The following is an 11,491-nucleotide window of genomic DNA, read 5'->3' as shown; positions in this document are numbered from 1 at the left end:
GCATATTTTAGCCATCCTTACTCGTCATGGGAAAGGGGAAGCAATGAGAGGCAAAATGGGATTATAAGGAGATTTATTCCCAAAGGGAAAGCGATAAAAGACATACCGTTAGTAGAGGTTAAAGAGATAGAAAGATGGATGAATCAATATCCGAGAAAGATACTGGGTTACAATACACCAGACGAATGTTTCTACAGGGAACTGTTAGAAATCTGTAAGAGAAAAGGCAAAACATTAGAAGGGCTATTTGTTGAAGTAAGCTGACGTAGAGATCGAAAGAGTTAGGATGATAGAATACAATTAAGGCCAATTGGGCAGGTATGCCAACTGGCCTGGAAACAATTATATCATCTGTTAAATGGTGTCAAGGTCGGGTAGTATTTTCTCGCTTACGCTCGAAAATCTCCACCCTTCCCTTGACACCATAAGGTTTTACAAATGAAAGAGTAAAAATTTGGATATCTATATCATACTTTTTTCAAAAAGTGTTGCATTTAATATTGCAATTTAGAGTCTAGAAGTGTTTTAGATTTCGTATCAGAGGTCAGGGAATGATTGTATATCTTGATACAAGCGCATTAGTTAAACTGTATATCAACCGATAAGGAAACTCCTCTGGTCCGAGAAACCCTGCAAAACTCTTTAATTAGTTGCCACCTTTAAAGTTGCCTATGCTGAAGCCTGGTCTGCCTTCGCTCGTGCCTACCGCGAAAAAATCATCTACAGCAGCAAACACGATGAAATTGTTGCTGCTTTAAAACAGAATTGGAAAAACTATTTAAAAAATCGAGGTAATCGATGAATTATGAGAAAACGATAAAGAAAAACTCTTACTTTGTACAGTCTTGCTCATTCGCCCAATTTTCTTGCAAAAATTAAATAACCGGTGTGGCCTACCATTAGATCTTTGGGCCTTAGCCTTTCAGGCACTAGTTTATATTTTCTCATCATGATCTCCACAACTTCCGAAATATAGAAGCTGTTCTTTTCTAAAGAGATTAAAGTTTGGGAAACCTGGTTTGTAGTAGGAACGATAATCCCAAGGTGTCCTGCCGGCTTTAGCGCTTCCCGTACTATTTGTATAACTTCCCACGGTTCTCGTACATCTAGAAAAAAGGCATCTAAATCTCTTTCCTGAATACCTTCCTCAATAGACTTATTATACATTATTACGTTATCGAATTCCAAAAAGTCTTTTAAATTTTTTTCTGCAAGCTTGTAAAAATCCTCTCGCTGTTCGTAGGTATACACTTGGCCCTGAGGTCCCACAGCCCTAGAAAGGCATACCGTAAAAGCTCCAGAGCCTGTCCCCGCCTCGCCTACGCGCTTTCCAGGGAAGACATCAAGACGCATGAGAATATAAGCACCTTCCTTGGGATAGACAACCTGCGTCTTGCGCTTTAAGTAATGCATCACGTAATCGTAAGTATCGCAGTTTAAAACGTAATAAACCGTGTCCTTTATTTCAAAGCTATTCCCAGGCTTTATTTCGGCAAGCTCAGTTGAATCTATTTGTCCATTGGGAAGCCCTACTTTATTTGGCGATGCAATGTCCACGACCTTTTTAAAACCATCCGGCCCGATTATCACCCTTTTTGTAGAAAATCCCGATTGCATTCTCACCCTCCTTATTTCAATAATTGTCTATTTCTCCGGTTAATTCTCCTTCCTTTCTGCAATTTTTCGCAATCGACAGAATGAACAAACCTCTGCAGTGGTCACTTGACCACAGAGGCTACATTCTTTGAGCTGAACAGTGCCTGACTCTTTCTCAAAATAGTTTCTCCCTTTCTTGTAGAAGTTAATGAGAAAACGTTGTTTAGTACCAGGACTTTCTTCTTCTAGCCTGTTCAAAACTTCTTTATAAAGTATCGAACTTGCTCCTACAGCAAGTGGACATTTACCTTGGAAAAATTCAATACCGTTGTATGTTACATAAGCCAAATTTTCCTTTTCAGTTAGAGTATAAAGCGGCTTTACCTTTTTGACTAGTTTCGGATGAGTACTGGGAAGTACAGGTGACTGCTTGGCAAGATAGCCCTCCTGCCAACTCAATACGTTACCCAAAAGAGTTGCCGCTTCATCATCCAGATTATGTCCCGTGGCAACAACATCAAACCCTTCATCGAGGGCCACCTTGTTAAAAAGGTACCTTTTTATCGCACCGCATATGGAACATGTACTCCGTTTTAGTTGTCGCGCAAGGTCAAGTATGTTAAAATTAAATTCCTTTTCGGTATTTTTAATTATAACGGGAGCATTATGTTTTTGTGAAAAATGTTCTACTACTTCCTGCGATCTAGCCGAATATTCTCCTATACCCACGTTGATATGCATTCCTGTTACATTATATCCCATTTTTAATAAAATATACCATAAGGCCATACTGTCTTTTCCGCCAGATACAACCACCAAAATCCGATCGTCGGTATTAAACATCTTTTCTCGTTTTATGTTTCGGAGCACTTGATTTGAATAGTAAACTTGAAAACAATTAATACAAAATATTGCATTATGTCTCTTTAAAGATATCTCTGCTTTTTCACCACAACGACGACAACGCAATTGTATCCCCCTTCTTCTGTAGATATTGATTACAGTACCTCAATTTTATTTTCTCTTAACAGTCAAAATTGACACCTTTCTTTTCTCCTCTTTTTTACCGTTTATCCCTATAATGAGGTTGGTCATACCACATACTCTTGCTTTTGGGGTCTTCCACACAAGACGAAATACCAGGGCGGAAGGGTTTTGCCCTTACTTACCCTGGTTCCCGGGTATGGCCTTAGCTTTACAATACAGCACTATAGGGTTACTACGGATTCGGCACGCACCTTGTGGTTTATATTGCCCCCCACAAGAGCTACAGCACCCCCTGGGTAGGTGTCCGAATCAAGATGTAACCCAGTGGGTTGTCAAAAATTCTGTCGGTATGACCACCCCCTGCTGAATTATACCAAAGTAATACAAGAATTTTCAACAACATTTGGATAAACGTCCGTGTCAAGATGTAGTAGATGAGTCCAAAAGAATTTTCCCTGATGAGCCCCCACCGTTCAATAATATAGCCTTACCACATATGTCACGGCAGTTACCTTATTACATGCAAACCTGTAAGAGAAAGCAATAAGGCATCATTTGGCGAATATCTATTATGAGACCTCATGCTTCTTTTAGCTTGGTTTTGTTTGTTTCCCCGATGATGTCTCTTCTTCTCTTATATCTATCCCTATTTCCCTGCTATTATCTACTGAAATTTTACATCACCGGTTGTGTTTTCTCTTGATACCACATCCCCCGTTTGACTACCTTTGCAAACCCTCGCTTTAAAAACCGCCTTACTTTGCCGTACCTTTCAGTTGACATTAGCGGTTTTCCTGCTTTTGAGATTACATATATCATATCCAGTAAGCCTCGTTGTGGAATCAGGTGTTCATCGCCAATGTTAGACAGGCTTGTCATGCATAGGTTACTGTCCCTACCCCCTCTCACTGGCTGATTTTGATTATAGAAAAATCCCAACAATTCACATTTCAGAAGAGACATCATACCAAGTGTGTCCAGAAAAAACGTCTCTCCTCGTAATTTCCTTTTACGAGATAGATGAGCGTATTTTTAAAGTAAACAACGCCAAAGTGTTACCGAGATCATAAACTTCATGCCTTAAAATCCGCATCCTGCAAAACCGTCCTGAGGAACTTCCGAATGTAATCAGGGTCGTCGTAAATAAAAAGTATGTTTGTTAACATGTCCCATATTATGAATAAATAACTTCCTTTGAATGTAATATTCAAAGGGACTAAATGCTATCATGCCCTTGATGTCCGGTATTTCCCCTTTAAAACCATCCCTGTCCACAGGCAATTCACCATATTCCTCGGTACATATCCTGAGGATGTTACCCTCTTGCATTTCGGGAGTCATCACCGGTACCATTCTCCCAATAGATGCCTCCACAAAACCTACCAATTCATCCACATAGCGCTTTTCCCCATCCCCCAGTTCATCTTTAACAAGCCCCTTCCTTTTGTAGGATGAAATCATATCGATCCATAAAGTAAATTTAGTCATATTCACCCATGAACTCTACAATTTCTTTCATGTTTTTAATCCTAGTTGATACGCCTATAGCCATTATACAGTGTCAGGCAACAGCATTTGCAAACTTACCACCTCTATATAAACCCAAATACCATGAGTAAGCGCAAAAAGAAACCAAAAGCGTTGCATTTATTGCATTTATTAAATTGCCGGGATCTTTTGTTCTTACTTTTCATTCTGCCCTATCCACTAAAAACCAATCAAAATCGGCAAAGCCCTTGCTGTTTTCAAAATGATAGTTATTGGCAAAAATCCCTACTTTGGCTCCGATCCAGTGGCCTTTCTTGGCTATAAATTCATCGCCTATGGAGATGAAATTCTCTCCCTCCAGGCTATAACTAAAAGTACACCTAGCTTTTTTCCTTACGGTCACCCTCAAATAGATGAGGTTCGATGAGCCAATATCGTGGCTTTCTATCTGCCGTTCCTCCTGCTGGGGCCCGTTTCCCTTGATAAGACAAATCTGGATATGGCCAGCCACCTTTTTTGCCACAACAGCCGCATATTCCATCCCCATTATAACCAATCCAGCCTGATCTCCATCGATCTGGGGGCTGAATTCCAGCTTGGTTGTCACCTCAAACTCAGGAGCCGGAAACTTCTGCAAAAGGAGGTTGGGCACATTCCATAATACTTTCCTTATCCCCCTCAATTCGTTTGTCATATATAGCCTTATATGGTGCTCCCTCTCTACAAGGGAATACCATCCGTCCCTTGGGTTGGCATGCCACTGCCATTGCAAGCCCAAAACATTGCCGTCAAAATCATCGCTTGTATCGGGCACTTCAATATCATATGCTCGCCCCACGTTCGGCTTTGTATATCTCATGACCGGCTCGCCTATCCCATCGCCGTTGACGTCAATTCCCATCAATGGCCAGTCATCCACCCATTTCACCGGCTGCAGGTGAACGATGCGGCCGTAAGCGTCGTCATCCTGAAAATGTACAAACCACGTCTCTCCGTTCTCCAATTCCACCCATCCGCCTTGATGGGGGCCATTGATAGGAGTGTTTCCCTGATGGAGCACGATCTTCTCCTCATAAGGCCCATAGGGATGTTTTGCCCTCAACACAACCTGATAGCCCATTGAAACTCCCCCGGCGGGAGCTGAGATATAATAATATCCGTTTCTCTTGTACATTTTAGGTCCCTCAATGGTGGGATGATTGACATTCCCATCGATCACAATTCGAAACTCATCAAGAAGAGCAGTACCATCTGGCTTCATCTTGTTTATGGCAAGAACGCTTTTAAATCCAATCCTGCTCCTGGCAAATGCGTTGACCAGATAGGCGTTTCCGTCATCATCCCAGAATGGGCAGGGATCAATCCATCCCTTGACTTCTTTAACGCACACCAGAGGCTCCCATTTACCCCATGGGTCTTTGGTCTTGCTCATGAAGATGCCTTCATCGGGCATTGCAAAATATACCCAAAAATACCCATCATGGTATCTAATGCTAGGAGCCCACACTCCCCTGCCGTGCTGGGGCTTGTCATACTCTGGAAAAGGTAGCCTGTCGATTACATAATTGATTATTTTCCAATTCACCAGATCCTTTGAATGCAATACGGGTAACCCTGGTATACAGTTAAAGCTGGAAGCTACCATAAAAAAGTCATCTTTTACCCTTATGATGTCTGGGTCGGAATAATCCAAATAAAGTATAGGGTTTATGTAAGTACCATCACCCTGATCAGATATCCATACTCTAGGAAAGCCATTTTTTCTATACAGAGCTATTTTATCTTCTATGTGCATGAAAAGTTCCTCCATCCCATATCCTTAAAAGCTACACCTTTAAAAAATTTTTTAAAGGCAAATCTATATCGTTTTTAATGCCATCGACGATAAGCTTGGCTATTTCAATGGCACCTTGCCTGGAAAAATGAGTATTATCCTGTTTCCCCTCCGGATAGGCCGGATATTGACCGGGTTCAACCCACAGGAAAATCTCCTTGGTCTTTTCTTCGCCCAATTCTTCAAATAGCTTTCTGCTCTTTTCACACACGTCGATAAGCGGTACATTCAACTCCAAAGCTAGCTCCTTCATGGCTTTACAATATTCCCTGTGGGTGTTAATAATCCTGCCATTCTCAAACAGCCTTCTGTTAACAGGGGTTAAAAGAACCGGATAAGCTCCCTTGCTGCGGGCTCCCTCGATGAACAACCTCAAATAATATTTATAGGTGGTTTGTGGCTCGGTATACCGCGAAGGATCATGTTCCTTTTCATCATTATGGCCAAACTGGATAAATAGATAATCGCCTGCTTTTATCTCTTTCAAAATGGCCTCTAATCTGCCCTCTTCCACAAAGCTCTTTGAACTACGGCCGTTTACCGCGTGGTTATTTATTTTTACGTTTTCATTAAAAAAATCCCCGATTACCTGTCCCCATCCCGTTTCAGGAAACACATCAGGGGTTTTATTAGCTGCTGTAGAATCGCCAGCAATATAAATCGCAATCTCTTTTCGACCGCTTGTAGACAATTTTTATGCCCCCCATCCTTTACTGGTTTAATTTTATATCATTGCCATCTGGATCCACTACATTTACCATTTCTATCCTCTTACAATTGTCAAACACCAGCTCGGGCTTTTTCTCAATCTTAAGCTTAACATTTCTAAAAAACAAATCCGTTGCGTTTACGCACTCCACGCCCTTTTCTGAAGTTACAATCACATCATCAAAATAAATGCTACTTATGGGCAACTCGGGTAAGCCGCTAACCTGAATCGCTCTCCCCGCCCCCATGCAAACTACATTTTTAATCATAATATTTCTGAACTCAGGAGTTTCTTCGGTAGGTCGTAAATATTTCGCATCATCTGCATTCTGTGCCTTATGGCCGTACCACATGGTAAGGATAATGGCTTCATCCACTATGTCTTTCATATAGATGTTCTCTATGTAGATGTTCTCCACGACCCCACCTCTGCCCCTTCTACTCTTGAACCTTATCCCTACATCGGTCCCAATAAAAGTACAGTTGGACACGTGGATATTCCTTACTCCTCCGGACATCTCGCTTCCCACTACGAAACCGCCATGACCGTGATAGACGGTACAATTATATATCCTCACATTTTCACACGGCTTTCCCCTTCTTCTACCTTCCTCGTCTTTGCCCGATTTCATGCATATGGCATCATCGCCTACGTCAAATGTTGAATTATATATTTCGACATTTTTGCATGACTCTAGATCCAGGCCATCCCCATTTTGGGCATACCAGGGGTTTCTTACGGTCACATTTCGAATGGTCACATGTTCGCACATTACAGGATGGAGATTCCATGCCGGAGAATTTTGAAAAGTTGGGCCATCCAACAATACCTTTTTACAGTTAACCAAGCTCAACAGATTAGGCCTCAAAAAATCCCTGTATCTTTTTGCATCTTCAAGCGATGTTATTTTACCATTATGGTTTTTAAAATATTGAGCTCCTTCCATTGCCTCCTTTGAGGGCCACCAAACCATAGCGTTTTCATCCACAAATCCGCCCGCATTGATGAGTTCATTCCATTGGTTATCGGTCATCTTATATTTCTTGACCGGCCTCCAAGCCTGGCCCTGGCCATCAAAAATTCCTTGGCCGGTTATGGCAATATTCTCCAAATTTTCACCGTTTATTGGAGACATACATCTAAATGTCTGCTGCCCTTCAAAATGGGACATCACAACGGGATAATCATTAAAATCCGAGCTGAATACCACTACTGCTCCTCTTTGAAGATGGAGATTCACATTGCTTTTTAAGGTAATAGGGCCTGTTAACCACACCCCTGGGGGTATTACCACCCTTCCTCCTCCGCTAGAACTGCACTCCTCGATCGCCTTAGCAATAGCCTGCGTGTTTAGGTGTATACCATCTCCCACCGCACCGTAACTGGTTATTACAAAATCCCTATCCGGAAAAGTTGGAATTTGTACACAGGGCATCTCGAAGTATTTCATTCGTCTCACCTTCCTTCATTTTTTCATCGAACTTTCCATCGACTTTTGTCATCCCTCGGCATAATTGTCCACCTTTCGGTCAATTCTCTATCGACAAAAGAATCGAAGGCAAGTAAACGAAGGAATCAGCGCTCATGCCATCGTCACCGCTTTACAAAGGCTTTTTGGAAGTACCGCATACGGGACACCTTTGAAGGGAAAGGGGCATCTCCAGTCCACAGCTTTCAAGCAACTTCTTGTCGCGCAAGATCTCCTCGGCCATGCCATCCGCCGCTATTTCCCCTTCATTTAGCACAATCACCCTCCTACATGTCTCAAGCACCATATCCAAATCATGGCTGGCGATTATCTTGGTGTGATCAAAGCCTTTAAGCAAATTTATGACCATCCGCCTCGACTTGGGGTCAAGGGCAGATGTTGGCTCATCCATTATCAGTATGTCAGGCTGCATCGATAAAACAGATGCGATTGCAACTACCCGTTTTTCTCCTCCTGATAATCTGAAGGGTACCCTGTCGCGCAGATGAGGTATCCCTACCATTTCCAAAGCTCTTTCCACTCTGAGCTTTACTTCATCTTCATCAAGCCCATAATTCCGGGGTCCAAAGGCCACATCATCATACACGGTAGGCATAAACAGCTGGTCATCGGGATTCTGGAAGACAAAGCCCACCCTCTGGCGTATAGCAGATAACGTCTTTTTTGTTAGTCTGACATCTCCAACCAGCACTTCTCCTTGATCGGGAAGTAAAAGGCCTACCAGCAGCATCAACAGCGTAGACTTTCCAGCCCCGTTGGCACCGATTAAACCTACAGATTCTCCGTGATAAATTGTAAAAGACACATTTTTCACAGCTTCATGCCCATCCGGATATGAAAAATATAAATTTCTAACTTCAAGTTTATGATAGCTCATCTATCTACCTACTCCTGTAAACAATGCTCCTATCAACGCGGCAATATTATAGATTCGAGCAATAACGAAGAATAAGCTCCATGCCACAAAGTATAACACATCCCTAAACCTTACCTTTAACACATCGCCAGCATTATACTCCCCCGTAAAACCTCTCAAGTTCATGGCCTGGTATACCCTTTGTGCCCTGTCAAAAGCTCTTAGCAACATCTGCCCCAAGAAGGAGCCCAGATCATTCATCTTTATCCCCTTTTGGCCCGGCGCCCGCAAGGAATAGGCCTGGGCCATCCGGAAACCCTCTTCAATCAGCAACCATATATATCTATACATCAATAGAAGCTGCAGGACAAAAACCTTTGGAATTTTTAGCATCCGTAATGCAACTGCCACTCTGTCCATACCCGTAGTTGCTACCAATAAAATGCTAACCATCACCACTAAGCTGGATTTTATAAGGATGGATAGAAAAGTAAGCCATCCCCTTGAAATGGCGATATTCCCCAGCATAACGATATAAGTGTCAAATAAAGGATTTAATATACCAATCCCTATGATCAAAGGCTGGACAAGCAATACCCTCTTTAAGACGGGTACTACTGGTATCTCGGCAAAAGAAATAATGAAAACCGGATAAAAGACAAAAGGCAAAACAGCGCTAACCTCATGTTTTTCAAACGAGGTAAGCACAACTATATAAACGATGGTGGTAAGCAGCTTCATCACCGGATGGATGCGGTGGATGAAGGTCTTTTTTCTGGCCAGGTCATCCAGCAATCCTATATCATATAACGAATTTGTAATATTTGACATACGGGCCTTCTCCAAATGAAAAATATTAAAGCAGCTTCATTAAGCAACAGCTTTAGTGGCTTTACTCTTCCTTTTCCTCGATACGTTTATAATCCATCCCAAAATTACGGTCAGCACAAGCGTAATAGCTCCTCCCACTATGCCGGATACGCTAGTTCCGGCATCAACCGAAGGCCAGGAGCTTTCATCCTCCTCAACCGGTTGCCCTGCAGTGTCATCCTCAACTGTCTTAAACCCATAATCGGGAAGAAACGCGACCCTGTTTTGAATTTCAGAAAATATACGGTGAATGCCACTTGCGGATTCCAGTTCAGCTGTGCCGGCTACTCTTTCGATAGACCATTCCAAGCCATCGGGATTGGTAGAAGCAAACCATGAAAGCAACCCGCCAACTATAACCGTTACAACCGCCAACCCTACCATGACCTTCTTGATGGGCACACCTCTTAGAGTTTCGCCGACAACCGCTCGCTCCAGTATTTCGGGCCTGGCTTTCCATATAAAGGTAACTATTGCCGCGGTAGCCAGCCCTTCAATTACCCCAATGGCAAGGTGTATGGGTAACATGAACAACAGGAACTGACCAAAGGGCAGTTCGGTCTTCCCGGATAAAAGCGTCTCAACCACAACGCTAAAAGCCCCGAGCTGCAGCCCAACCACCGAAGAAACCATAGATCCTGCAAAAATGTTCCTCGGATTGATGCCTTTGCGCACAAATTTTTTATAAATAAATGGATAAGCTACAAAGCAGGTATAAAAGCCAAGATTAAAGACGTTGCAGCCATAAGCCAGCAATCCACCATCGCCGAAGAACAGAGCCTGTATAAGTAAAATGGAAGCCATGGTAAGAAATCCCGCATAAGGCCCCAAAAGTATGGCCAGCAGCATTCCTCCTCCAAGATGTCCGCTGGAGCCAGTACCAGGTATCGAGAAATTGATCATCTGTGCCGTAAAGACAAAGGCACCCATAACTCCCATAAGAGGAATTTTACTTTCATCCATATCATTTTGAACCTTTTTAGCAGAATAGGCCAGCACCCCGGCGGTAACCGCCAGCATGGTTCCACCAACGGCCGGTGAAATCAAGGCATCAGCCATGTGCATAACATCAGCTCCTCTAAAAGAAAATAACCCATAAAAGGCAAGACTTGGCATCTCTATACCCCTTCATGGGTTATCAAACAAAATTTTTGATATACCCTTTCAGAAACCTTCATGGTTTCAATTTAAATAAAACTTATCACAACTCATCATGTATTGTCAAGGCCTTACTTTAATCATTTCAATCCAGATCTAATCTAGTCCTCAATCGTCCAAAGGCTTTTTGCCATCGCAACGCCAAAATGGAAGGCCTAAGATTCTCGCCGGCTTTATACCCATAATTTTTCTTGTCTCTATCGTTCCTACTATTTCCTCTGCTGTTTCTATTATCCCTATTATTCTCATTCCTCTCCTTGTTGCCTTCGCTGGCTTTATTGCTCCAACTTCCTCTGCCGCCACCGTTGTCCTTATTGTTCCAGCCCTCTTTACCGTTCCTACTGCCCTTGTTATACTCGTTCTCCTTTTCCTCCCACTTACTATCCTTTTTATTGTCCTTCTCTTTGTCGTTCCCATTACGCTTGCTGTGGGTGTTAAAATAAAATTGTGTCTGGTGTATAATAAAATCACAAAGGAGGCTGGTAATTATGGATAAAAATACCT

At 42.5% G+C, this 11,491-nt stretch carries 11 protein-coding genes; 1 reads left to right on the top strand and 10 read right to left on the bottom strand.

Annotated elements, in window-relative coordinates; genetic code table 11:
* On the top strand, positions 1-264 hold a 264-nt coding region (locus tag FWJ59_RS05265; RefSeq protein ID WP_414480930.1), incomplete at its 5' end, for a transposase.
* A 585-nt stretch (positions 265-849) separates the two neighbouring features.
* On the opposite strand, the gene FWJ59_RS05260 is transcribed toward FWJ59_RS05265, so the two are convergent.
* The 10 genes from FWJ59_RS05260 to FWJ59_RS05215 form a co-directional block, all read right to left on the bottom strand.
* Positions 850-1,617 carry a tRNA (adenine-N1)-methyltransferase gene (locus tag FWJ59_RS05260; protein WP_414480929.1) on the bottom strand — a complete coding sequence of 256 codons (768 nt, stop codon included), beginning with the start codon at positions 1,615-1,617 and terminating at the stop codon, positions 850-852.
* A gap of 39 nt (positions 1,618-1,656) precedes the next feature.
* A complete protein-coding gene (locus FWJ59_RS05255) occupies positions 1,657-2,565 on the bottom strand; it encodes an adenine nucleotide alpha hydrolase family protein (RefSeq protein ID WP_025746783.1) in 909 nt (302 codons plus the stop codon).
* A 1,146-nt stretch (positions 2,566-3,711) separates the two neighbouring features.
* Complete coding sequence (locus tag FWJ59_RS05250) at positions 3,712-4,077, bottom strand: hypothetical protein (RefSeq protein WP_156925033.1); 366 nt, start codon at positions 4,075-4,077, stop codon at positions 3,712-3,714.
* A gap of 196 nt (positions 4,078-4,273) precedes the next feature.
* Positions 4,274-5,866 carry a glycoside hydrolase 43 family protein gene (locus FWJ59_RS05245; RefSeq protein WP_025746786.1) on the bottom strand — a complete coding sequence of 531 codons (1,593 nt, stop codon included), beginning with the start codon at positions 5,864-5,866 and terminating at the stop codon, positions 4,274-4,276.
* Between the two features lie 31 nt (positions 5,867-5,897).
* Complete coding sequence (locus tag FWJ59_RS05240) at positions 5,898-6,596, bottom strand: rhamnogalacturonan acetylesterase (RefSeq protein WP_414480928.1); 699 nt, start codon at positions 6,594-6,596, stop codon at positions 5,898-5,900.
* 19 nt (positions 6,597-6,615) lie between these two features.
* Positions 6,616-8,064, bottom strand: a complete 1,449-nt coding sequence (locus FWJ59_RS05235; protein ID WP_414480927.1) for a glycoside hydrolase family 28 protein — start codon at positions 8,062-8,064, stop codon at positions 6,616-6,618.
* A 151-nt stretch (positions 8,065-8,215) separates the two neighbouring features.
* Complete coding sequence (locus tag FWJ59_RS05230) at positions 8,216-8,980, bottom strand: ABC transporter ATP-binding protein (protein WP_025746789.1); 765 nt, start codon at positions 8,978-8,980, stop codon at positions 8,216-8,218.
* On the bottom strand, positions 8,981-9,790 hold the full coding sequence (cbiQ, locus tag FWJ59_RS05225) for a cobalt ECF transporter T component CbiQ (protein WP_025746790.1): 810 nt from the start codon (positions 9,788-9,790) through the stop codon (positions 8,981-8,983). It lies immediately after the preceding gene.
* A 39-nt stretch (positions 9,791-9,829) separates the two neighbouring features.
* The gene (locus tag FWJ59_RS05220) at positions 9,830-10,894 is read right to left on the bottom strand and encodes an energy-coupling factor ABC transporter permease (protein WP_414480926.1); all 1,065 of its coding nucleotides are present in this window, start codon (positions 10,892-10,894) and stop codon (positions 9,830-9,832) included.
* A gap of 201 nt (positions 10,895-11,095) precedes the next feature.
* Positions 11,096-11,404 carry a hypothetical protein gene (locus tag FWJ59_RS05215; protein ID WP_025746792.1) on the bottom strand — a complete coding sequence of 103 codons (309 nt, stop codon included), beginning with the start codon at positions 11,402-11,404 and terminating at the stop codon, positions 11,096-11,098.
* Between the last annotated feature and the right edge of the window lie 87 nt (positions 11,405-11,491).

The organism is Caldicoprobacter sp. (assembly GCF_047459465.1).
Classification (GTDB): Bacteria; Bacillota; Clostridia; order Caldicoprobacterales; family Caldicoprobacteraceae; genus Caldicoprobacter.
This window is presented reverse-complemented; position numbering and strand designations above follow the sequence as displayed.